Origin of the sequence: Paraburkholderia sp. RCC_158 (assembly GCF_041355255.1) — a bacterium.
Classification (GTDB): Bacteria; Pseudomonadota; Gammaproteobacteria; order Burkholderiales; family Burkholderiaceae; genus Paraburkholderia; species Paraburkholderia graminis.
On record NZ_JBFUPM010000004.1, the window covers coordinates 395710 to 419406 of the forward strand.

Sequence of the window (23697 nt, forward strand, 5' to 3'; positions counted from 1 at the left end):
CTTACGCTCCCCCGTGCTTCTGAATCAGCGAATCGATGTCGGCCTCGGACAGTTGCTCGCCTTTAAAGTCTGGATTGCTGGTCCTGTCCTTGCGAGCGTATGAGCGTGCGTCAGGTCCAATCTCGACCTTTACGGGGCCCACAGGGACGTCGCTGAGATTCATCCGTCCCTGTGCGTCCAAAGTGCCTTGCCGCGTGCTACCGTCGGATAGCGTGGCTATATATTTCGCTCCCTGCACCGGTTCATCGTCGTGATACAGATACTGCATCGCCGTATCGTATTTGGATGTCGGCAGCGCGGGCAGCGGGTATGTGGTATTCGTGGGCCCATTGAATGAATGCTGGCTACCCTTGACGTCTATCTTTCCGGGGGCATGGATTTCAATGTTGCCGCCGGAGATACGGATGTACGCGCCACCGGAAGTCAGCAAAATCTCCTGGTTCGCTGCTGCCTCAACTTTCTCCGTGGCAGACAGTAACCGCAGGGTCTTCTGCGCGGTTATCTCGACGTTGTCCGAATGGGCTTGAATCTCCACCTTGCCCTTCGCGGCAAACAGTTTCATGCCGGCGTTCTGGACGAAGAGGCTGATACGTTGCGCCACGCTTGCGACCAGTGACTTGCCAGTCGCTATATGCGTGCTCTGCCCGCTCACAAAATTCAGCTGCTCGTCGGCTGCAACATGCGTGGAGCGTGGCGTCGACACTGCAATGCCTGCCGGACTCGCGAACAGCATGATGGGGTCCTTGAAAGCGTTGGCGTTGCCGGTGCCTCCACCAGCTGTGTTTCCTCCTGACGACGCTCCCGAAACGCTGCTTTGTGTCGCATCGGTGAACGCTTTCAGCGAGTCCCGACCGTCCTTCAAACTGTCAGCCTGATGGGTCTCGCTGGCATCCGATAACGACTCCAGCACACTCCCGGAATTGACGAGCTGCTGCTGCGCGTCACGGACATCAAGCGGCTGGCTCGTCGAGCCGTTCGCGGGATGCGTCGACACGTATAGACCTTGCCCCGCCCGAACAGCGCCGTAAGCGTCCGACTTCAAGTCGAATCCGCTGCCCAGATATGAGCCGCGATTGTTTCCCGACTGCTCGATGAGATAGCCCAGATGCAGATGCGCATTGGTGCTGGACGAATACAGATGAACACGGTTCTGGCCGCTCGAATCGTCCATTACCAACTGGTTGTAGCCAGCGCCGCCGTACTCTTTGGACTTGTACCCTGACAGCAATCCATTCGAATGCCAGTGTGGCGATTTCTCAGCATTGAAGACACGGCCGGTGACGATAGGCCGGTCGCAGTCGCCGTCGAGAAAAGAGACGATGACCTCTTCGCCGACTCGCGGTACGTGAACGCCGCCGTAGGCACCGCCCGTGTCGGAGTAGGCCACGCGCACCCAGCAGGAAGCATTCTCATCGCCACTGTTCAGCCGGTCCCAGTGAAAGAGGACCTTGATACGGTTCAACTCATCCGTGAAAACTTCAGCGTTGGCCGGCCCGGCAACCGTAGCGGTCTGCAGGCTTATCACCGGCTTGGCGTGCTCCAGCGGGCTGCGGAACGGAACGGTGCGGCGCTGGAGCTCAGCTTCAACGAGATAAAACCCTTCGCTCCCGTCTCCGTGGGCGACAACAAACGCGGGTGCGGCGCCTGCATGCGCTGCGCGCACCCGCGAAAGTTTTGCCCTGAGACTGTGCGGAAAATCGGCCGTGCTCGAAACAGGCAGATTGTTCTCGATGTACCAATGCGTAGCGATGACTGCGAACTGCCGCTGCTGTTCGGCGTCCTTGTCGTGTTCGGGGTGGCCTTCGAGCAGAAACCACTTTCCGGCATCGATGTTCCGTACGCCCCCAACAGCCATGAAGCGTTTCGCTCGCGACTCCCATTCCTCCATCCGGATTTTGGACAGGTGGTCGCCGCGGTCCTGCGTCAGATGCGTGTATGCGCCTGTGTACTCATAGACCTCAGCCTGGGCGGGCAGACTGCCGTGGGTCGATAACGTGGGCACATTGGTCGACTTCTCAGCGCCAGGGGACTTGTAGTCGAATGTCCTCGTCGACAACGAGGAGCTATGCAGCGTCCGAGAACCCGCCCATTGAACCCAGGCGTCAGACGAAGTATTCGTACCCGCGCGAGCGAACTGTAGCGTCTCAGGTACCGCTGGCTTCAGCGAATACACGTCGTCCGTTATGACCAGCGTGTGCGATTTACCGTCGTCCGCATGCTCGAAATAACCGAACAGGCCTTCCGACTCCATCAACCGCTGGCAGAAATTCCAGTCGTCTTCATACTGAACGCAAAACGACCGCTGCGGTAACGCTTGTCGTAAGTCGAAGCGAAACGCGCCCTGCGCCTGAGGGTGGCCGTTGAAGACGGTCGCGAGTATTTCATCGACCGGTTTGTCCTGAAAGATGCGCGCGTCTTTTCGGAACCGCAGGAAATGCATCCATGACGCAAACGTAACCTGATAGGTGGTCAGGTTACCGTCAGAGCCGAGACGCCGCGCCGTATAAACATATCCATGGTGAGGCAGATACGATTTGTTGCTGGTCTGAATCCAGAGAGTGACAGGTTTCGCGATAAGTGTTTTGAGTTCCAGCGAATCGCGCAGTGAGACCGCGTCAACTGTGAATTCAAAGTTACGGCCAATACGCGACGTGCCGATGACCCGTTGAGGCAGCAGAACGTCTTCGCCAAGCGGCGTGTCCAGCTTTAAAAGCCGGCCCTGTTGAAGCAGCCCCGCGGAAATCGCCGTGATTATGTCCTGCGCACCCATACCGCCTCTTCTTATGGATTAACAGCGCAAACGCGCTCCGCGGGATTCTACAAAACTTCGGATGAAATTGACATCGTCAAATGTTAAACATCGTAGCCTCATGAATCTCGCATTCAGAGAGGCTTAAAGTTGGGTGTTTTAGTGAGCTTGGGTGAAAATTCTGTCATAAAAACTAAAATGGAACGGACAGTGCCATATAAAAGCCCGCACCGAAGACGAAAAATCTTGTTTTATGCAAATCGCATAGAAAATCGAACCGGCGTTCATCCCAAAGGACGTTTACGACTAAAACCTTGCTGTTAACACAACGGCGCAATCGGCCCGAATGCAATCACGGCGTCACCATCTTGTGCTGGAGGCATTGAAGGATGCGCGTGGAACGGCCAACTGTCGACCGACCTTATCCGCGTGGTTTACGTTGTTTGATACCTTCAGCCGGCCGGGCTTCGGGGCGACCGACCTGCAATTCTTCCGGAAGCAGAACCAGCACTGCGCGCTGCGGAGCGGAAGAAAACATCTGGCAGTTCCGCCAGCCTGACAGCCGTGCACATGAGCGAGTTCTCGCGCTCTATGATTGGCAGCTACAACATGCATCCGTCAAGGCCTTGCTTGAGAGGCGGCTCACGCGGTTCGCGCAAAGCGACAAAACCTCGCCGTGGCAAGACATCGATGCATGAGCGCGCTGGCCATTGAACTAGCCTGTACGCCATTATTAAGCACAAGGTCGTGACGAGATGGTTCAGTCGCCGACCTGCCGGCAGGAGCAGCGCATGGTGCAAAGTCGAAGCCAAAGGTTCATTAGTCAGTCGTTGCGAATCCTGAACGATATGCGGCCATGTCTATCCTGACCTCGAGGGATGTCTTATTGCCGACAATATATTGGAACGGGCGTCGGAACTTCGACCGGGTGGGCGAACAATCCCGCCCGCGCCTTTATAAACGGCAGCACTGAGTAGCAAAATTCGACGAGGATGTGCTTGCAGCTGTGCAATAGGTCGTCTGGTCGGCGATTGAAGCACAATCGCAAAGCAAGATACAGTGCGATGTTCCGCAGCATTCCGGCCCCCAGAAATTCTGGAACGCCGCCCTGCCGAGGCTTACTTTGATTTCACGCGGTGCTCTTGGCCACCCGTACCGGGCGGGGACAGAAGTTTATTTAGCGAGATGCCATGTCACCTTATGGTCGACCAGCGCGGCGATTTCGTCCGGGCCTGGCGGCTGCAAAATTCGCCGCGTGAACGGCACAGAACCGGATATTCCCTCGTATTTCCCCGTCCCCCCGGTTATGTTGTGCGTCGCCGACACGTAGTCAAAAGTAGTAAATACCTTGTCGCCGTCAGGGTCCGTCTCGACGCAGTTTCCCTGACCGCCGAACTTCCCGCCGACGGTCTGCGCATAGCCGATGCACCGCACTGACATGTTATCGAAGTAAGGCTTTCCGTCGGTATTTCTTGTGACTCCCAAAACCTCAAGCACCGCACCTTTGTCGTTTGCGCTAAGCGCTTGCTTCGCCAGAACATGGGACGTGTAATAGGTTACATATGTAGTTGTCCCATCACGAGGCAATCGCGCCACGGCCGTCGCGTCCTGAGCGATAGCGGTGGCAGTTCCAACCAGGTACAGTACCGCGTAAGCCGGCGCAGCGACAAGACTGCTTCTCACAGTGCTTCTCCCAATAACACGTCACAACTTTCTTAGGCCCCGGCCTAGCCCATTGCTGGCGCACGCAGAATGCAAGGGTTGCGTGAGTTGACTTGGATACTGCGCTGACCGCTTTGTTATAGCCCGTTTATCCAGACATTGCTAGCGGGATGACAAGAGGGTGGCAGCGCGCGTTGGTACGTAATGTCCCATGCAGCAGCCTGGAGCGGCCGACCGGCCCTTTGAGTCATCCAAACACGTTCCAGCCGAAGCTCATGGCAACTGCTTTCATGCCCGAAAAGGATAGCGACCTGGCCTTCTCGAGAAGCGCCTCCAGCGTTGCTTGGCTTGTGGTCGCCCGAACTGCTTGCCGTGGAAATTGAGACCGCACGTCGTCGTATGGTCCGCCAAGCCGTGTCGGTTGTCAGTCAACAGGTGGCTCCTATAACAGAGCATCGCTCCGGTTCGCTTGCTCTTGCGAAACAGGCACGCCTGCTCGTCGGTCGTGGATTGATGCGTCTCGTTACTCCGTTTCTGTCCGTGCCAGTTGTCATTCGGCGCGGGCGTTCGTCAGGAGGCGTGTCTGCATCGTCTGCACTTCCCTTGGGCACGAAGCTCTTGTGTCCCGTCCATGCCTGAATCAACGTGCCGTCAACGCTAAAGTGTTCCCCAGAAAGATACCCGCGCTCGCGCGCGGTCTCAACTGCCTTTTGAAGGGCAACACCAGCACGTCGTGTTCGAGCCACCGGTCGCGCTTCTTGCTAAACGTCGAGTGGTCCCACACAGTCCCGTCCATCGGCAGGCTGACGAATCAGCGGAACAGCATGTCGCAGGAATCTGTTCCACAGCATGTGCTCGCTAGGAATTGAGTACAGCACCTGCAGCAAAAGAGCTCGCACCAACTTCTCCGGCGCGATGCTCGGCCGGCCTCCTCTCGCGCGGCTTCGTACATCCGCGTGAAGACATCGTGCATGCGCTTAAGCGCGTCGTTGAGCCACGCGCGAATCGGACGCGACAGATGGTCCTTCCGCACAAAATCGTAGCTTCAACACCGTGAACGTCGATTCCGTAAAACCATCTGGCTTAGGCATCCTTTCAATCTCGCCCTCATTGATGACATCACTTCAACGTTTATCCCTTCGTCATGGACGACCGCTACATGAGGCATTTTGACGGCCTGCTAATGCGCCGCATGCGCTGTTGGCCGATTTTACGGCAGTCGTTTAGTGCGAGTCATCAGGCAGGACCTGCGGTGTTGCAAGCGGGATTTTTCGCACCCCGCTCTCGCTCATCTGGCGCTGGCTATCTGCAGTTTCGGCCTTAGAACCGGGAACGCTCGTCTGTTGAACCTTCCCGGTGTCTGCCTGTTGGCTCGGCGTTTCAAAGGCGTTCACCTCCTCTTGCGAGTATGCGCTGGCTATGCCGCTGAAGAGAAACAGCGCAGTACCCGCCGCTAATACGAAACAAGTTTTCATAAGACTCTCCAAAAGCCTTCCTTCCACGAAATCGAATGACACAGCCGCTAAGGAACGCACGCCTCGCCACGAAGGAATGACTCACTTTTCGGTCGCGTTGCCGACGCTATTGGTACGGTTTCCTAATGAATCTATCTTTCTGTCAAGCTGCAGCGACAGCGGCGCCCTCCATGCGTCCGGACCAACTCAGCGATTCATAGACTGCCGGCAAAGGCGGGTGTCAGCCAGTAAACTGGCGGACGGGTCGAAAGAAACGTCCGGATAACCCGCTCGCCAGCGGCCCTGGCCTAATGCCCGTGAAAGATGTCGCACGACGCTCTGGATATGCAGGACGGTGCACGCATACTGCTCGCCGCTGTAGTCCCCGTGAGCGGCACTCCGCCGTAAGACGTATCAGTGCTGGGCTCCGCAGGCACTTCCGCCTTCTGCATCGTTGGTTGGGTGGATGGTGGCGTTGTTTGTGGCGGATTCTGCCCGTATGCAACTCCTCCGGTTGCGAACAGGCAAACGGCGCCTGTCGCCAATATGAGCTTTGGATTCACTTCATCTCCTTGATTCATGCGCAAGGTGCCAGAGCTTTGCTCGCTCCTTGCCGCTGTTCCCCTTCCATTCCCGACCGCCGTTTACCGGCGACGACTGACGCCGTTCAGCGGGCAAGCCCGGAGTCGGCCTCGGGCACAGTCTGTGCCGAGGTCGGACTAATCAGATGACCATGGGGTGGACGCGAGGTTTGTACCGCGCGAGGCAGGACGGTGCGCAGTAGATGCGCTGGTGATGGGACGTTGTGAGTCCGTCGGCCAATAAGAACCGTGCTACAGCTAAGTTATAGGTCCGCAAAGCGGCAATTGACAGCACATTTGCAAACCGGAAAATGCTGGGTGATACCACAGCGCTCGGCATGTAGTCATGCCTCTGCCGTGCGCGTGTGCAATGCAGGCAGCGCGACGTCAGCCTCGTCGCGATTGCTCATTCCGTGGCCCCCTGTCGGTCAGCGTTTGGCATATAACTGGGAGTCCGAGCAGATTGCACGCCCACGCCTATAGAGCACCAGTCGCATCCGTCCGTCTGCCTGGTTCCACCGGTGTCTATCCCCCGAATTTCCCGTTCCGTGTGCGCCAGGCACGCGAGACGTTGACCCTTGGAAAAGTTCGCATTTTGCGTTCGCTTCAGCGCCGCATTGACCCATGAGATACGAGCACCGTTGACGGCCGTTCTCGCAGGATTGAATTACTAGAGCGTCGCGCTTCCGAACAGACTTCATGAAGCAGCGCGCGGGCGTGGTCCGCGAAACGTTGGGTCGCAGACCAGGCTCGTCGATGACCTTCTCGACGTTACCCGCATCTCTTCGGGGAAGCTGGCGACTCCCACAAGAGCAATCCTCCTGTCGCAGGCACTGCTTGCAGAGCTGCGGGAGATTGAGCCGGAGGTACTGTTGCTCGTTTTCGCCGAAGACCGTTTGCGCGAGACACGATGACAGCAGCCACTTTATCCTCGTCATTGTCGCTGCTAAATTTTTTGGCGCAAGCATATGCCTTGCGTTGCGCCGGAGAAAAAAATTTGGAATCATGCAGTCGGCAAAAACCATCCTTGCTTTCTCTTTGATTCATGCATTGTTGTGCAGCTTCTGGGCTCGTCAAGCCCGGCGGCGAGAACCCCAATAGAATGGTCTGCCACTGTGACGGGTACGGGGAGTCACGCCGCCATTTTTAGCAGGATATATAACGCCGTGTTTGCTAGCGTGCGTCGCGTTGAAGTCTGGGGCTCGCGGCGGAGCGGGCATGACCGCAAAAGCGCAATGTCCGATAAACCCCGTCGCCCCGAAAATGCTTTGGAAATCTGAGCTATGTCCCAGCCCTGCGGACGGGTCGCTCGGCGATTCTGGCGATTCACGCCGCAGCCTGGCCTGTCGTCGCGCCCGGTCGTTAATCACTTCATGCCGCCGGTGTTCGGTCATCTTCTTCTATGCTCGAACTTCGTCGAGGGTACGAAGACACCCTTCAACAACCGCTACTGTGCAGAGGCTGCACTCGCGGCAGCAGCCTGACTCGCGGCCTTTGCCTTCTTGGCGCCCTCATGGTGACCGATGGCACATCCAGCGGCCGCCCCCGCCACTCCATGCTTTCCTGCAACGTGGCCGACAACGCCTCCAACTACGGCGCCCTTCGCGCAGCCGGCAGCATCGGCATTACCAACGGCGGCGATGCTCAAAGCGAAGAGAACACAGCCAACACGTTTCTTCATGAGAGTCCCCCTGAAATGACGTTCGATTTGCAGGCGACGGCATGAGCCCTTGCGTGGTCAGGCATGCGCACAACTCAAAGTGTATGACTGGGTCGAGCACAACGACGCATCAGTCGTCGTCATCCTCACGGTGGTGCTTGTACCAGCCACGATGCCGGCCATGGTCATGCCAACGACGCTCCTCCCAGTATTCGTCCTGATATCCGTAGCCATAGGGTGGTACCGGCGCGTAGACGACGGGTGGCGGCTGTTGGTAGACGACCGGGGGCGGTGCCACGTACACCGGGCCGGGAACGCCGAAATAGACTCCAACGTCTGCGTGGGCCAAGGCCGTGCCCGATGCGCATCCAATAGAAATTCCCACCGCAGTCAGAACCAATGCGCGTTTCATGATGCTCTTCCATTCAGGTCATGCGGACCGCCTGCCGGGGTCCGATGTCCGCATCGTATGCGACGGGACATGTACCCGGTGAAACGGAGCAATCTCTCCTGTAACCGTTTGTAATGCATGATGCGAGTTCGGACTCGCTCAAAGAGGAAGCTATCGAGCGGGCGGACAGAGGTCGTCGGCAGCAACAGGGAAGGTCGTGCGGCCATATCGGTGGGAGAACAGCAAGCGACCTGGAAAACAACGACTACAGCTCTGGCAAAAATTCTTCGTCGTCGGTCATCCGACGGTCGCAACCGTTTCACGTGCTTTAGTCGGTCCGCTGATTGCCGGGGCGTCGTCTAACTGCTCAGTCGGAAATGTGCCATTCACCGCAGTCCTTTGGAACAGCGGCATCAATTTCGGCGGGGTCGCTTCTTTCATTGTTGGCCAACCCCGTCATCCTTCCCCTCCTCAACAGCTACCGGAAGTACTACGGTCGCCGGATAACGGTATTTCTAGCTGTGACGTTCTATCCTGCGATGGTCTCGGCGCCTTCCTGCCCGCGGTTAGCTGCGCGTGCGTCCGCTTGGCTCGCAAGGCGCAGTTGATGACCTCCTCATGGCTGGAGCGTCGGCACGAATACGACGCAGTCCAGTTACAGAGACCTTCAACCCTTGGCCATCCGTTCGATTACGCAGAGAAAACCGCGCGTGGTGCTTCGCCGCGACCTTTGCTGCGATGGCCAATCCCAACCCGCTGCCCTGTCCGGTTGTATTTCCTGCGCGATAGAACCGGTCGAATACGCGCTCGAGGTCGGCCTCCGGTATGCCAGGTCCGTTGTCGACAACCTCCAGCGTCACTTCCATGTCGCTCGCGAAAATTCGCACATCGACCTGGCCGCCTCGCGGCGTGTACCGGATGGCATTGTCAACCAGATTTGTAACCATCGTCGTCAGCGAACTGTCGTCCCCAATGACGACAATTGGAACTTCCAACCCCGCAAGACCGGTGCAATCCAGGCCAAGGTCAATTCCTTTGTGTTCCGCCATCACCGATATGTCGCTGACCACCTGTGTCGCCACACGACGAAGGTCGGCATTTCCCGCGCGTGCCCTCGCCTCTGCATCCTCGCGCGCAAGGGTCAGGAGCTGCTGGACTAGATGAATGGCGCGATTCACCCTATCCTCCAGTTTGCGCAGCAGGTCCTCATCACGCAGTTGCGCGTGGTGCTGCCGAGCCACCTGAATCTGCAGCTTCAGCGCAGCCAGAGGAGTCCGAAGCTCATGTGCCGCGTCGGCAACGAAGACGCGCTGCGCATGTAGCGCCTTGTCCAGACGTACAAGCAGGTCGTTCAAAGCTTCGACTAGCGGCTCAATTTCCGTCGGTACAGAATGGGCCATACCGATGGGCGCCAACGTTTCAATCGAACGGGCTGCCAGGGACCTCGAGATGATAGTGACAGGTCGCAACGCCCGCTTAACGACCAGTAAGACCAGGGCGATTTCGAATGGTAGTACCGCGAGCAACGGCCAAAGCGTCCTTGATGCCTGTTTCAAGGCAGCCTCGTCACGGACAGACAGAGGTTGTCCGACCTGAATAAAACGGGAAGCCTGCTGTAGCCCGAAAACGCGATAGTGACGCTCGCGCACTTCGATAGACTGAAAACCCGCATGCAGGCGTGGCAGCTTTGCGCTCGGCACAGACTCGTAGGTTAGAACATTCGAGGTGTCCCAAATCTGGATGGCGACGCGGTCCTCGTGTAGTCCCTCCAATTCGCCTGACGCACTACTTGCTAGTTCCGTATCGGCCACCGACTGCGGCAGGGAAATGGCGACCGAGCGCAGTTCATAGTCAAACAGCTCGTTCGCCTCTTCGAGCGCGCTTCGAAAGATGCCATATCCCGCAAGACCGCTCATTGCGCCGAGCACTAGAATCAGGCCAACGAGCAGCTGTGTGCGCACCGACTTCATGCAGTGCCTGCTAACCGATATCCGATGCCTCGAATCGTCACAATCTGTTCGGCGCCGAGCTTCTTTCTGAGATTGTGGATGTGTACCTCGATGGTATTACTCTCCACCTCCTCGTTCCAGCCATACAGTTTCTCCTCCAGTTCCGATTTGCTATATACCTTGCCCGGCTCTTCGATAAGCGCGCGTAACAAACTGAATTCGCGGGCGACCAGTGCGACAGGCGCACCGCGAACCGTTACCTCGTGCGAAACCTCGTTCAGCGTGAGCGCACCGTGAATATATATGGGCCGCGATTGTCCGACGCGCCGCCGAAGCAGCGCTCGCACCCGCGCAGCAAGCTCGTTCAAATCGAACGGCTTGACGAGATAGTCATCTGCGCCGGCGTCAAGCCCGGCGATTCGGTCGGTCACCGCATCCTGCGCCGTCATGATTAGGACCGCGGCGCTGCCGCCGCCGGCCCGATACCCCCTAAGAACGGTCAGGCCGTCCTGTCTGGGCAGCCCCAAGTCCAGCAGGACCAGGTCATACACGTCATTTCCAAGCGCGAGTTCACCTTCTCGTCCGTCTTGCGCCCAGTCCACTGCATGACCAAGACCTCGCAATGCTTCGAGAACACTCTCGGCAATCATGGTGTCGTCTTCGACGAGTAGCAGGCGCATGCGTGGTCTCCTCAACGGCAGAGTGTGCGCTACGGAAGCTTAAGGCTTTATTACGCAGAGGTGTGGGCCACGCACCGATGCCGTACGCCGACATTCCAGTCGCAGGAGCTGGCAAAAAAGGGACCCGCTGGCGTCGAGACTGGGGCGCTAACGCTGTCAGCCATCGTCACGCGACTTCCGGCCAGGCCGGACGCCTACGCGTCAGTCTGGATTGGGCCCTTCCCGCTTGTTTTCGAGAACGGTCCCGTCCTGAGCGTCAACCCCAACCTCCTGAGTTGCGTGTCCCGTGCGAATATCGAAGGAATACCTCAGTCCAGTGCCACCAGGCTCGCGTTCCAGCTCTTCATCAACAATTTTCCCTGGATGCGCCTTCAGAGCGATAGAGCGTGCTTCCGCAAGTCCGACCTTGGCATGTTTCGCGAGTTGCTCGCCTGTGAACGCGTGCGCTCCGACACTTGCCACCAGTAGTCCGCACGTCAATCCAGTCGTGAAAAGTCTTTGCATCTCGTCCTCCATCGTGACGTTGGTGTACTGCGATGCTGCCAATTCGAGCTTAAGGCATGCTGATGGCACGTAACGATACGAGGGAACAAGGGCCCGGCGACCAATAGAATAACAATCCCTGTGGCTTGCATAATGTCGGCTTAAGCATCTGTACCTTAACCTGCATTTACCGTCCGTGAACAGGGCTGTTCGCAACGGAAAATCACTGTGGAGGTACCAATCATGAAATCATTTCAAGCAGTCGTTATAGTTGCCGTGCTGGCGACACCGCTGTCCTCTTTTGCTGAGCAGTCGAACGGGCCGGTCAGCCGGGCGCAAGTGCGCGCGGAAATCGTGCAGTTAGAAAAGGCGGGCTACAATCCGGCACAACGGGACGAAGCTCGCTATCCCGCTGACATTCAGGCAGCTGAAGCACGAGTCGCGGCTGAGAATTCCGCAGCCGAGGCCACTACGCAAGCAGTGGGCGGAGTGACAGGTGGTGCTGCGCAGTCCGGCCGACGCATTTCCACCCCGTTTGGTCCGAGTCCATTGTACGGACACCACTGATGTGGACCGGCTCGTCTTACGGTCTGCTGCGCGCACGCAGACTTTGACGACGAGCCGCGCCGGTTGTTCGACCGACGGTTCCAATCACCGCACGCCGAAATTGGTGCTTGTCCAGTGTGCAGATAAGATGCTCTGGCTGCGTTGACTAAAGACGCCGTCAATTGCTACGTCATGACGCTCGAATCATTGATTTTCTCCTGGTCGGCTCAAGCGCCTCTCACTAATCAGTCGATATAGGCTCCCCATTCTTCAACATGGACCGCGATGACGGCACGCATTGTGTTTCGGACGAGGTCATGCACCTGTCGCTTGAAAAGTCGCGAATACGAGAAAAGGGTAATCTCGGACCTCGGTCGCCATCGCAGGTCAAGCGGCAAAACAGATAGCGGCATCGAGGGCGTCTGCGGCGTCGCAACGGTCTTCTCAGGCACTGTGTCATCGTTTCGTCCGTCTTCCATACAGGCGGGCCACAAAGTCCGAGCTACGTCGAATCGTTCTCGACGGAGACCGGCATATCGGGCGCATTGACCGGTACAGACACAAGAGCGTTCAAACGGAGTAATTCATCGTTGCGGCCTCGCATTCCCAGTTTAGACTCTCGAAAATTAACCATGATTTGACAACGCTTATGCGCCCTATCAATGTGCTTCTATTGACTACTGCATCAGTCGCGCTGCTGATGTTTGTGCTGTGGCGGGTCGCGGCGGTGAAGGGCTGGCTTTAGAGTGTCGGCGAATCTGCCACTGCACGAGTTCCCGCCGCAGCTCATATGGTGGGTCGCCGTGTCGGCGAACCACGGCACTCATATGACCTGGAAAACGGCCATACATGCAGGTCGGCGACGGTGTCGCCACTGTCCTCAATAGCGTGCTGCTCGTTCTCCGCCATGCACTGCCCGTAATGCATGTTGAGCAGGATTGCGCCGGCATCTAGCTGCAAGCCGTAACACCAGTTTGCAATCACCAGCGCGAAGCCCGGGTGACAGCATCGTCAAAGACGAGGTTTTGTTTCCGTGAGCTGGCAGTGCTTCTCGAGCGGCGAACGATGGTCGATGGAAGCGCAGAATGTGGCTTCCATTTCGCCGTTGAAATCGGTTTGGTGGTCGGAAGACGCAGCGTCGTTTCAGAAGCGACGGCGTCGTGCATGAGAGTGCGTGGAAACTCTGGGTGTTAGGCGGCGTCATCGTCGGCACGCTTGCCGCGCGATAGCCGACCGGCGCTCTGCAAGAGCTAAGTCACGGGCTCGGGCGAACATCGCCTGGCGGGCGGCCCACCATTGCTGGGGGGCCGCTTGGCTGTGCAACACGCACGGAAATAAAACAACGCGAGTCGGACGAGCCGTTTTGCCCGGCAGGAATCCCGAAGCCACTCACTGCGCGCTGGAGGCAGCGGTATCGGATGCGCCTTTGGCTTGAGAGTCCTTCTGCGGCTTTCGAGTGGGCGGCATCGTCGCATGCGAACCCTTCGACATCGACGTCGCACCGCCAGTACCTCCCGAATTCGGCGCATTCATCCCTGGACCGCCCTGGCCAGCACCGTTCGCGCCGCCAACGCCTGCCCCGCCTGTTCCCACGCTGGTGCCGCCGCCCCCATTGCCGCCACCGCCACCACCACCGGCGCCCTGAGCGAACGCGCTGCTGACAGCCGCCAGCACCAAGGCTGAGCAAAGCACTGCTGTTTTTATCGTCTTCATGATTGCATCCTCGATAAAGCGGACGCCGGTTCTGCCTGCGCGGAAGCCGGCGTCCATGAGAACCGTCTTCAGATGTCGCTCGGCGGCAAGTCTTCTACGCTGCGGGTCGATGACCAGTACGGTTCGCGGTTGTAATACTGATGAACCGTGGTGCCCCAAGTGGTATCCGCCATTGACGGCCAGTGGTCCTTGTCAAAGCCCGGGTCGTCCTTGATGCGTTGAGCATCAATGCTGACTCGAAAACACTTCGCGTCGGTATCCATCGTGAGGGCGTTCCACGGTATCGCGTGCAGGTTCGTGCCCATGCCGAGGAAGCCGCCTTCGGACAGCACCGCGTATGCAATCCTGCCGCTGCGTACGTCAAGCATAATGTCGGAAATCTTGCCTACATCCTCCCCGTCCGACGAAATTACCTGCGTTCCGTCAAGCGTCGCGGCGGCCATTACCTCCGGCCCGGGCCCCTCTCCAATGCCGCTGCCTACAATTTCCGCGCCGCCAGTTCCCGAGGCGGTGCCTTGCGGGTCCAGTGTGCCCATGACGTCCTCCATGTGTAATCGTGCAGACGTTAATGCGCAACTCATATGCCCGCGGCGCGCGACTTCCCCGCCATTGGGTCGGTATTCTGTAGGACGAAACAGCGCGCATCGGCTATGAATATCCCTTGCGCCGCAGCACCTTTGGAACCGGATTCGAAGAGGAAGCGAGCAGCGACCGCGCATAGGTACGCGGCTTGCGAAATATGTTTGCTGCTATTCACACCATTTCGCATGATGTCGACTGTACTGCTCGTCGACGATGACTATCAGAACCGATGGGCGCTGCAACTGGCGCTGGAAAGTCGTGGACATCACGTCGTGCTGGCGGAGAACGGACGCGACGCACTCCCGAAAGCCGTTGCACATTTTCCAGAACTGGTGGTCACGGATTTGCACATGCCGGAGATGGACGGCAGGGAGCTTTGCCGACGTCTGAAATGCATGCCTTCGTTTGCCGACGTACCGGTAATCCTGCTGTCGGCTATGCCCGAGCCCGTCGATGAAATTTGCTACTGGACTGCTTTTCTGCGAAAGCCCGCCTCAATGGAGGTGTTGCTCGACACGGTCGATACGTTCATCGCTGCACGCCTGACATACGCGCGGGCGCCACGCGTCTCGGAACACCACGCCGGGGGGCGTCGGCAAGCCATCGATTCTCGTTGCTGGCCCTAAACGAACGATGGTGGAGCGGGGACGCACGACTGTCCGGACATCTTCTGTTGCAGGTGAAGTTCACACGACGGCGACTGCCGGCGCCCCTCGCTTACGCAACCGCCGCCATCGCATCAACGATGCGGTCAAGGAGCGAAACGGGGCGCTCCCGGGGCCCTATGAATCGTTCCGGTGACGTTGCGCGGTGTTCTCCGTAATGTCAGCTATAGTTGTAGTCGGATTGAGGTTCGCTGACAGAATCGGCTCACCGTAAAGCAGGGCCGGCCTCATGTCTTCCAGTTTCCTGATTCGCGTCAACTATGGACAGTGACCGCACGCTCGGCGATAGCGACGAGCTCGCCCGGCGTCACCCGCGGGCACCAGACCACGCAGCCGAAAACGCGGCCCTCGTTGCTCTTGCGCAGGCCCAGGCGGCCTCGCGCGGGGACCTGCTGCAAGCCATTGCAGACGCTGCAATGTCATTGTGCTCTGCGGGGAGTGCCGGTATCAGCCTTATCGAGCACCGCGGCAGCGAGCGTTTCTTTCGATGGCTTGCCGTATCGGGGCTATGTGCTGACCTTCGAGGGAAGACGACCGCCTGGGACGAATGCCCATGCGCGGTGGCGTTGCTGACAGGTAAGCCTCGATTTTTTGTTGACCCGCAAGCGCAGTTTCCATGTCTGGCATTTCCAGGGTTAAAGGTCCCGGAAGGCATCGTTGTGCCCGTCGGCGTCGCCGGACGCGACCTTGGCGCGATATGGGTCATGTCACACACGGACGATTGCAGATTCGACCTCGAGGACGTAAGGCTACTGTCTAACCTCGCCCTGTTTGCTGCGTCGTCGCTCACCATCGTAAATGCCCGCGATGCAAGTGAGGAAAGCGACCGCCGACATAACGAGTTCATCGCGATGTTGGGGCACGAACTGCGAAATCCGATGGCCCCTATCGACAGTGCTATCGGTGCGGCCCAGCGCCTATGTGCTGATAATCAGCGAGCGGTTGAAGTTCTTGATATCGCGCAACGACAGATGCGACATCTAAGAACGCTTGTTGACGACCTGCTCGACGCCGCGCGGCTTCAGCATGGCAAGCTGGCTATCAGGCTTAGCGATACCTCGTTCAACGACATTGCTTTCGATGCGATGGCCGCAATCAGGCACCACGTCGAAGCGCGAAAGCACACCCTCACCGTCATCGGCCTACATGAACCGGTTTATGTCCGGGCAGACCACGTCCGGCTCAGCCAGGTGCTCGGCAACCTGTTGTCCAATGCAGCGAAGTACACGCCGGTCGGGGGCAATCTCGAACTTCGTGTTGGCGTAGAACAGAGCGGTTCGACCGACGAGATATCGGGCTGGGTGGTCATCGTCATCAGCGACAACGGCATTGGCATCGATAGCGCGGCGCAACCGGAAGTTTTTGACCTCTTCGCCCAGTGTGCCCAGTCGGAGACCCGGAGCCAGGGTGGCTTGGGAATCGGGCTTGCGGTAGCCAAACGGATGGTCGAACTGCACGGAGGAACCATCGCGCTAGAAAGCGACGGGCTGGGACTTGGCACGACAGTGACGCTTCGCTTGCCGATACTGAGAAAGCCGGGCGCCATGGACCTGACAGGCGCAGTCCAGCGCACTGAAGAAGTCCGGCCGGCGCGCCTGCTGCTAGTCGACGACAATCGCGACGCCCTTGAGGCGCTGGCCCTTCTGCTCAAGGTAGAAGGACATGACGTTACCACGTCCGATAACGGCGTTGACGCACTTCGGCTGATGTCCGACCGCAAACCCGAGGTCGCGATAATCGATGTCGGCATGCCTGGGATGGATGGCTTTGAAGTCGCCCAGCACGTGCGCCTCGACGCAACGCTGAACGAAGTACTGCTGGTCGCGCTGACCGGGTACGCGTCCGAATCCGACAAATCCAGGGCGCTTGCGGCCGGCTTCGACTATCACCTTACCAAGCCACTTTCGCTGGACAAGCTTGAACATATCCTTTCGAACCGTGCTGGCGGAAGGCTGCGCGGTATCGTATGACCGTCTTTGCGCAACGGCGTAATGCTCGGTCCAGGCTGACGCTATGGCTATCGGCGACTTGCTGCATACGAACGTGCTGCAGGTGCCGGTACTCTGCGCTGCCCCTGGCAGCCCCAAAACCAAAAAGAGTTCCATCCAGCATGTGGCTTTATGTCCAAGTGACTCTTTGTGAGTGGAAGATGTTTAAAGACATATGTAGCGAACAGGGTTTTAACTTTTGACGGGACGGCTACTTTAGATTGCCGAACATTGTCCCGAGCGTGCGGCGCGACTGAGATGCAGGGCCACTGGCGGCCTATCTGTGCAAGTCGACGAGCATTTGAAGCAGCGCTCGGCCGGCAAATACGCGCAGCCGATTCACAATCAGGCGAAAAACAAGCGGGCTCTGCCAAGGCCCTCTTACAGGCAGCCTCAGCTTCCTGCGACCCGTCCAGCACCTGAGTGGGCAAGCCGGGCTCAGCGCGTCGCGGGCAAGGCGTAGCCATCTTAGCCTGACTTACCGCGCAGAAACGCTATCACTGACGTGTGGCACCACTGGACATGTGGCATGCCTTCCGGAACTCGCCATCGAGTAGCACCCGTCGTGCGCCTATGTGCCGCACAGTACATCCGCATGTCGACCGACCATCAGGAATACTCCCCGGTTTTTCAGCGGCAGGCTATCGCCGAGTACGCACGCGCACACAACATCCGCGTCGTCACCGATTACGAGGACGCTGGTATCAGCGGGCTGACTTTCCGCCAGCGACCCGCGCTCGTGCAGCTTCTGCTCGACGTTGAGAACCCAAACGCAATTTCAGCAAGGTGCTTGTGTTCGACGTTAGCCGCTGGGGACGCTTCCAGGATGTCGACGAGGCGGCGTTCTATGAATACGCGTGCAGGCGCGCGGGTGTCGACGTCATTTATGTGGCCGAGTCTTTCGCAAATGACGGCAGTCCGGCGACGTCCGTCATCAAGGCGCTGAAGCGGGCGATGGCCGCGGAATTCAGCCGGGAGATGTCCCGCAAGGTCTTCCTCGGGGAGTGTCTTAACGCTCAACGCGGATTTCATGCCGGTGGGCCGCCGGGCTACGGACTGTAACGCATCCTTCTTGACGCCAGGCGTGAACATAGACGTCCCCTTGCGAAGTACGAGTACAAGAGCGTGCAAACCGACCGGGTCGTCATCGCACCTGCGTCGGCAACTGAGGCGTCGCTCGTCAGGAAGATTTTCGAATGGTATGCAACGCAACCGGTGACCGGGGCGGCCATCGCTCGGCGGCTCAATGAGTTTGGCCGGCGCAACCGTCACGGTCGCCCCTGGCAGGCACAGAACATCCGCCGGATACTTCGGAGTGAGGCGTATATCGGCACCAACGTCTACAGCCGGACCTCGTCGAAACTTGACGGCAGGTGGGAGCAGGTTCCGGCACACGACTAGATACGCGTCGAGGATGCGTTCGAACCGGTGGTTGACAGGCATGTCTTCGCTGCAGTCCAGAAACGAATGGATTCGGCCCGGCGCAAACCCACGCGCGAAGAGATTCTTGAGGGCCTCACAAGGTCATCAGGCGGGCCGGCGACCTCAATCAAGCCACGCTGAGACGTTATCGCAGTGCGCCGTCCGTTGAGCAGGTCATGCGGGAGTTCGGCAGTCTCTACGACGCGTATGACGCAGTCGGGTACGTGCCGAAGCTGGCCCGCGAGCGCTCTGCGAATCGGCATGCAGAGAGAAAAATTGAACAACCGGTCGCGCAGGTCGCCATTCAGACGTTGCAGTCCCGCAGCCACGAAGTCCGGTACGAAAGCACACCAGCACATTTTGCGTCGATAACTGGCTCAGACTGAGCCTCGTCGTTCGCAGTCCGCGGCTCATTGGTGGCCACCTGCCTTACTGGGTCGCGCGTTGGCCGGACAGCTTCCCTATCGACTTCCTGGTCTATGGCCGCATTGCGCGGGCAGGCACAAAGCTGGTCGACTTCCATATCTTCCCGCGAGGAAGTCTGGTGCCTGGAGCATTCACCGTTGTCTGCCGCCACGGACAGTCACATTTCGGCATGTACCAACGGCCCGACCTGCGCTCACTGCTGGTTATCGCCGAGAGCGTTCCCCTAGCAACAACGCCAGTTGATGGCACGACCAGGAACGGAGAATGAAGCCGGCACACGGTGGTGCACGAAGTGTCGGGGTGCAGATTGTCGTCGGCATTGTCGCTGGCATCGCGCTGGGTTTCATCGCGCCGAAGCTCGCGGTGGACATGAAGGTGCTTGGCGACATCTTCCTGCGGCTCATAAAGATGATTGTTGCGCCTCTTGTGTTTCTGAACGTCGTCCTGGGTATCGCGGCAGCCGGCGACCTGAAAAACGTCGGCCGGAGTGGACTGCGCGCGCTCATCTATTTTGAAGTCGTGTCGACCATCGCACTTGCCATCAGCATGGTAGGTGCCAATCTGTCAGGCGTTGGTGCGGGCATGCATCTCACGCAGAGTCCAGAGGCAGCGGCTGCCGCACATGCTCAATACGGGAAGGCCGGAGCAACCTCCGTCGAGCACTTTCTGCTCACACTATTTCCGGACAACTTTGTGGGCGCTTTCGCCAATGGCTCGCTGCTGCAGGTTCTGGTGATTTCAATTGGCTTTGGGGCTGCCGTTCTGATGCTGAAGAAGGAACCGCGCGTAAGCGTGGAAGGCGCGCTGACACGCATGTCCGACTGCTTCTTCAAGTTCGTCGACGTCATCATGAAGTTTGCGCCGCTAGGTGCATTCGGTTCGATTGCTTTCGCGATTGGTAGCAGCGGGATGAGCGCTGTGATTTCTCTCGGCTAAGGCGTTCACGCACGCGGCGATATGGGCGAAGACGGTACGACGAGCTGGAAGTCACGGCGTTTGCGCGCTCGCCCGACCGGGTATACCCCTTGCGCGCTTGAGTGCATATCAGTTGATGACGAATGGAGGAACCGCATGCCACAAGTCATCGTTGCGCTGTTCGGCTCATATCATGACGGCGTCGAGGCGCTTCGCGCGCTGGAGGCATTGGGGTTAAGCTTGGACCGTGGACTTTTATACGAGGCAGGAAAACGTGCCCCGGCGACGCCTGTTCCTGTCAACACGCCAGTGCGGGATTGGCGCCTCCACGAGTTCGCGGTGTATGCCGCACATGGCGAGCGTCCGTGCGCAAGCGCGAACCGATACGACCCGGAGACGGAAAATTTGGGCCCCAGCCCCGACACTGCGTCTCCGGTGGGCGTCGACACAGCCTCGCGCAACCTTCTGGTTATTGAGGACACAACTGGCCTGAGACCTGCCACCGCTTGCGAGGCGCTTTACGACTATGGCGCCCTCGCGGTAAAGGACGCGGCCGGCCACTGGCGCTTCTCACCCACGGGAAGGTCTGCCGCAGCCAGGAATCGTGATTTGATTCGCGACGGCAAGTTTTGCGACGCCGTGATGGGAGGTGCCTGGCTAACCGAGCGAATGCGGCGAACCGCGGTAACGCACGCAGCCGTTGCAGAGTCGCACCGTTCATCGGTGATGCGGGCACACCATGCGACAGTGTGCCCGGCTTCTAAGTTGCGGCGGGACCTGCTGATTGCTGAAATACTGGTCGCCTTTAGCGAAACCGCGAGGCGCGATAAACGATAAATTGAGAACGCTCAGCACGGCGAGCAGATAACCGCGCCAAAACAGCGCCATGATAAGCGAGCCGACTATCCCGCCTCGGAGGTGCAAGCCGAGTGCCCCGCACCCCCGATGCTGCCAAAACCGTCGCGCAAATCCACTTACGATGTACGTCTACGCGGAGCCGCACCGTGACGCCGTTTGCGCTATCCAAATCTCCCGGGAACGCGTGTTGCGTCAACATTGCGCGGGCGAAGCTTCGGATTTCTTAGTTGTTGAGACCGCGCTTGAACAGCCTTCAACCTGGGAGCCGCAATCATGCAGATTCTTGCCACTCAAACCGGCCTGCCTCGCGTGTCATGGGGTGCCATTTTCGCCGGCGTAATTCTGTCACTCATTGTCTATCTGGTCCTTAGCGTGCTGGGGACGGCTATCGGCGCAACACTCCTGTCTCCGCTGTCGCAGCCTGACCCGATGCGGGCATTCGGCTTTGGCTCAGGCGTCTGGATGATTGTGACTACGGTCGTTGCCGTCTTTACCGGCTCCTATCTGGCCGGCCGATGTGCGCCCGTTCTTGGATGGTTGCATGGCCTGCTCGCGTGGGCAGTCATGATTCTTTTCGTCGTGTACGGCATGGCGTCCCTCCTCGGAGGTGCGGTGAGCGTTGCGGGCAACGTCGCCACGGCGGGCGCGGCTGTAGGGGCCGCGCAGAGCCAGACGCCCGGCGGCAACCCGGTGGTCGACTCGGTCAAACAACAGGTCCAGAGCGTGGCCGCGTCCGCAGCCTCGGTAGCTTCGGGCCCGCAAGCCGAGCAGAACGCACGCCAGGCGGCGGACACCGCTGCCCGCGCCGTCGCTCGCGCGACGTGGTTTTCGTTTGCCGCGCTTGTAGTGGGCGCAATCATCGCTCTGGGGTCCGGCAGTCTCGGCTTTCGCCATCAACCCCTTTACGAGGAAGGAGGCGGCTCGGCGAGCGACGACGCAGTACGCGCCGCACGCGGAAGTGGCGGCACACGTACTAACAGTCCTGCCCGTTGACGCCTAAACGGCTGGCGTTCGGTTTTGCGCGAGGAACTTGCTTCTGTTGAGCGTCGCCCGGTCGACCGTCCGGCGCCCCCGTCGACCTCAAGGAGATTGTGTCGAAGTCCGCGAGACCAGCGAGCGGCCAGTCGTTTCGAAAAGTTCGCGAGTGGTCCAGGAGGCCGAGCGACAACGTTTCGCGGGAAGAACAGATTCGTGTGTGCGCCTATGAGTTCTGGGAAAAAGACGGTAGCTCCGACGGACGCGCGGACGAATATTGGGAACAGGGCAAGGCCCAGATAGACGAAGAAGAAGATTCGGGCGAAAACGGAACTGAGCCAAAGAGTCGGCTGCCTAGGTGACGGAAAACGGACGCTGAAGAGAAGCCCCGCCGTGGACCGCCCAGCGGAGCCATAACTCTTGCAGGCTAACTGTTCGACGCCGCGATGCACGCGGCGCGTCCTTCCGTTCCCGCCGTGCGCCGCCCCCACGACGTGCCCGACGCTGTCCGGTTGCGTCGCGCTACCGCATGACGCTGCTGGCCAGCCCGCGAGCTTGCATCGGGCACCGCATGCGATGCGCGAACAACGGTCGTCGTTGGAGGCGCGTTGCGCGCCCAGAAGCATCAACATTTCAGGAGCAGGCCATGACAACCCTTGACCCCAAAATGCAGTCCCAGACGGGAGGCACAGGTGCGAACATAGTTGGTGGCGGAATCGGCGATGGGCCGGGGCCGGATGTGATGGCCGCCTCAACCCTGGATGGCACCAAGGTGATGTCGTCTGATGGAGAACACATCGGGAAATATCCGACATCATGCTCGACGTGCGCAGCGGTCGCGTCGCATACGCGGTCCTCGCCGAGGGCGGGTTTCTCGGCAGGGGCAGCACGCGGCACGCGATTCCGTGGAGCGCGCTGACACTGGGCACTGACGAAAAGTGCTTCTTCGTCGACATAACAGCCGAACAAATCAGGAACGAGCCGTTTCGACAAAGACCACTGGCCATCCATGGCGCACGCACAATGGGACGCCGCGGTCCATCAGTACTACAACCGGAACCCGTACGGGTCTGCTCTTCGCGCTGCTCGCGAAGGAGACGCGACTGACATCTAAAAGTTCTGTCCCCGGCAGGCGGCATACGAGAAGCGGCCGCGCCTCTCGGATAGCCCCACACGCAGCACCCGTACATCGGGTGGCTGCTTCCCTCGCGGAGGAAACCATGACGAATCATCGAAAAATGCAGACACGCGACGCGGACCGCGCGTCGCCGAATAGAAGCGGTCCGGCGACGCCCTGAACTCGCCCGCGCCAGAAGGCACTGCACCCGTCCTGCAGTCGGAGGATGACGACGCATTGGCCGACGAAGACGCGCCGGGACGAAGCGTTGCGCTGAAAAAGCTGACCTGTCCCGGAAGGGGCGCCGCGAGTGGAGATAGTCGATGGACGACCGATTTGACAGACGTGAGTTGCTGCTTCACCTCGGGGACATGCTCGAAGCTTTGAGCTGTCTGGCCCGGACAGGTGCGCCCGACACGCCGGTGGTGCAGCTTGCAAAGGAACAAGATTTGTTTCGGGACTTCTGGTTCCTCCGGGCCCTTGCCCCGAAGATGACGGTGGCCGAATTCAGCGCACGCGTCGCCAGCGCGTTCTTCCCGTGGCCAAAGGAACTGCTCGATACGGAGCTCAACCACAACGCTCTGGCGTCAACCATTCAGCACGACCTGTTTGATGGCAACCCGGACGGCTGGAAGACATATGTCGCCCATATGCAGAAGAAGGTGAGATGGTTCGGGACCGGACTTCACGAGATGAGAAAAAATGTCGCGGTCGAAGTGACTCCAGTCGGGGGCGCGCCGTCCGCCGGGCAGAATGCGCCCGGAGAGCGGAAGGGTTGGCCCTGGCCCGAGCCAAAGACGACGAACTGACGGTTGCAGGTCTTGGCATCCATACCGGATTCAAGGTCCCCGGCGCGGCCGGGCCCAGTGTCCCAAACGCCG

The 23697-nt window shown here is 59.1% G+C and carries 20 protein-coding genes and 4 pseudogenes; 12 read left to right on the plus strand and 12 right to left on the minus strand.

All coding sequences use genetic code 11. The features are described from left to right. Nucleotide 1 precedes the first annotated feature (1 nt). The 10 genes and pseudogenes from AB6809_RS11200 to AB6809_RS11245 form a co-directional block, all read right to left on the minus strand. Nucleotides 2-2770, minus strand: a complete 2769-nt coding sequence (locus tag AB6809_RS11200; protein WP_371026646.1) for a type VI secretion system Vgr family protein — start codon at nucleotides 2768-2770, stop codon at nucleotides 2-4. A gap of 1152 nt (nucleotides 2771-3922) precedes the next feature. Next, nucleotides 3923-4432 (minus strand): hypothetical protein, encoded by a 510-nt coding sequence (locus AB6809_RS11205; protein ID WP_371026647.1) that lies wholly within the window; start codon nucleotides 4430-4432, stop codon nucleotides 3923-3925. 387 nt (nucleotides 4433-4819) lie between these two features. Then, nucleotides 4820-5502: pseudogene (locus tag AB6809_RS11210) on the minus strand (transposase); the annotation flags it as partial. A gap of 132 nt (nucleotides 5503-5634) precedes the next feature. Next, the gene (locus tag AB6809_RS11215) at nucleotides 5635-5886 is read right to left on the minus strand and encodes a hypothetical protein (RefSeq protein WP_371026648.1); all 252 of its coding nucleotides are present in this window, start codon (nucleotides 5884-5886) and stop codon (nucleotides 5635-5637) included. 1876 nt (nucleotides 5887-7762) lie between these two features. Then, nucleotides 7763-7882, minus strand: a pseudogene (locus AB6809_RS11220) (DUF1289 domain-containing protein); the annotation flags it as partial. Nucleotides 7883-7893: 11 nt separating this feature from the next. Further along, nucleotides 7894-8127 carry a hypothetical protein gene (locus AB6809_RS11225; protein ID WP_371026649.1) on the minus strand — a complete coding sequence of 78 codons (234 nt, stop codon included), beginning with the start codon at nucleotides 8125-8127 and terminating at the stop codon, nucleotides 7894-7896. Nucleotides 8128-8236: 109 nt separating this feature from the next. Then, entirely contained in the window at nucleotides 8237-8518 is a 282-nt protein-coding gene (locus tag AB6809_RS11230) for a hypothetical protein (RefSeq protein ID WP_371026650.1), read from the minus strand. A 545-nt stretch (nucleotides 8519-9063) separates the two neighbouring features. Then, the gene (locus tag AB6809_RS11235) at nucleotides 9064-10467 is read right to left on the minus strand and encodes an ATP-binding protein (protein WP_371026651.1); all 1404 of its coding nucleotides are present in this window, start codon (nucleotides 10465-10467) and stop codon (nucleotides 9064-9066) included. Continuing rightward, nucleotides 10464-11126 carry a response regulator gene (locus AB6809_RS11240; protein WP_371026652.1) on the minus strand — a complete coding sequence of 221 codons (663 nt, stop codon included), beginning with the start codon at nucleotides 11124-11126 and terminating at the stop codon, nucleotides 10464-10466. Before AB6809_RS11240 ends, AB6809_RS11235 begins: the two co-directional genes overlap by 4 nt. A gap of 201 nt (nucleotides 11127-11327) precedes the next feature. Further along, a complete protein-coding gene (locus AB6809_RS11245) occupies nucleotides 11328-11630 on the minus strand; it encodes a PepSY domain-containing protein (RefSeq protein ID WP_371026653.1) in 303 nt (100 codons plus the stop codon). A 222-nt stretch (nucleotides 11631-11852) separates the two neighbouring features. On the opposite strand from AB6809_RS11245, the gene AB6809_RS11250 reads away from it, so the two are divergent. Then, nucleotides 11853-12176, plus strand: a complete 324-nt coding sequence (locus tag AB6809_RS11250; RefSeq protein ID WP_371026654.1) for a DUF4148 domain-containing protein — start codon at nucleotides 11853-11855, stop codon at nucleotides 12174-12176. A 1368-nt stretch (nucleotides 12177-13544) separates the two neighbouring features. On the opposite strand, the gene AB6809_RS11255 is transcribed toward AB6809_RS11250, so the two are convergent. Then, nucleotides 13545-13925 carry a hypothetical protein gene (locus AB6809_RS11255; RefSeq protein ID WP_371026655.1) on the minus strand — a complete coding sequence of 127 codons (381 nt, stop codon included), beginning with the start codon at nucleotides 13923-13925 and terminating at the stop codon, nucleotides 13545-13547. Nucleotides 13926-13936: 11 nt separating this feature from the next. Then, complete coding sequence (locus tag AB6809_RS11260) at nucleotides 13937-14404, minus strand: PRC-barrel domain-containing protein (protein ID WP_371026656.1); 468 nt, start codon at nucleotides 14402-14404, stop codon at nucleotides 13937-13939. A 231-nt stretch (nucleotides 14405-14635) separates the two neighbouring features. Here AB6809_RS11260 and AB6809_RS11265 point away from each other — a divergent pair, with 231 nt between their 5' ends. From AB6809_RS11265 to AB6809_RS11315, 11 genes and pseudogenes are all read left to right on the plus strand, one after another. Continuing rightward, nucleotides 14636-15076 (plus strand): PleD family two-component system response regulator, encoded by a 441-nt coding sequence (locus AB6809_RS11265; protein ID WP_371026657.1) that lies wholly within the window; start codon nucleotides 14636-14638, stop codon nucleotides 15074-15076. A 299-nt stretch (nucleotides 15077-15375) separates the two neighbouring features. Continuing rightward, nucleotides 15376-17085: an ATP-binding protein gene (locus AB6809_RS11270; RefSeq protein ID WP_371026658.1), complete on the plus strand. Its 1710-nt coding sequence runs from the start codon at nucleotides 15376-15378 to the stop codon at nucleotides 17083-17085. Nucleotides 17086-17632: 547 nt separating this feature from the next. Beyond that, a pseudogene (locus AB6809_RS11275) lies at nucleotides 17633-17857 on the plus strand (recombinase family protein); the annotation flags it as partial. A 38-nt stretch (nucleotides 17858-17895) separates the two neighbouring features. Beyond that, complete coding sequence (locus tag AB6809_RS11280) at nucleotides 17896-18165, plus strand: recombinase family protein (protein ID WP_371026723.1); 270 nt, start codon at nucleotides 17896-17898, stop codon at nucleotides 18163-18165. A gap of 153 nt (nucleotides 18166-18318) precedes the next feature. Continuing rightward, complete coding sequence (locus AB6809_RS11285; protein WP_371026716.1) at nucleotides 18319-18504, plus strand: recombinase family protein; 186 nt, start codon at nucleotides 18319-18321, stop codon at nucleotides 18502-18504. Nucleotides 18505-19215: 711 nt separating this feature from the next. Further along, on the plus strand, nucleotides 19216-19887 hold the full coding sequence (locus AB6809_RS11290; RefSeq protein WP_371026659.1) for a cation:dicarboxylate symporter family transporter: 672 nt from the start codon (nucleotides 19216-19218) through the stop codon (nucleotides 19885-19887). A 135-nt stretch (nucleotides 19888-20022) separates the two neighbouring features. Next, entirely contained in the window at nucleotides 20023-20703 is a 681-nt protein-coding gene (locus AB6809_RS11295) for a hypothetical protein (protein ID WP_371026660.1), read from the plus strand. Between the two features lie 294 nt (nucleotides 20704-20997). Continuing rightward, nucleotides 20998-21717: a hypothetical protein gene (locus AB6809_RS11300; protein WP_371026661.1), complete on the plus strand. Its 720-nt coding sequence runs from the start codon at nucleotides 20998-21000 to the stop codon at nucleotides 21715-21717. 98 nt (nucleotides 21718-21815) lie between these two features. Next, nucleotides 21816-22061: a DUF2934 domain-containing protein gene (locus AB6809_RS11305; protein WP_371026662.1), complete on the plus strand. Its 246-nt coding sequence runs from the start codon at nucleotides 21816-21818 to the stop codon at nucleotides 22059-22061. A gap of 284 nt (nucleotides 22062-22345) precedes the next feature. Beyond that, a pseudogene (locus AB6809_RS11310) lies at nucleotides 22346-22813 on the plus strand (PRC-barrel domain-containing protein). Between the two features lie 326 nt (nucleotides 22814-23139). Continuing rightward, complete coding sequence (locus AB6809_RS11315) at nucleotides 23140-23625, plus strand: hypothetical protein (protein WP_371026663.1); 486 nt, start codon at nucleotides 23140-23142, stop codon at nucleotides 23623-23625. The last annotated feature ends 72 nt before the right edge of the window (nucleotides 23626-23697 follow it).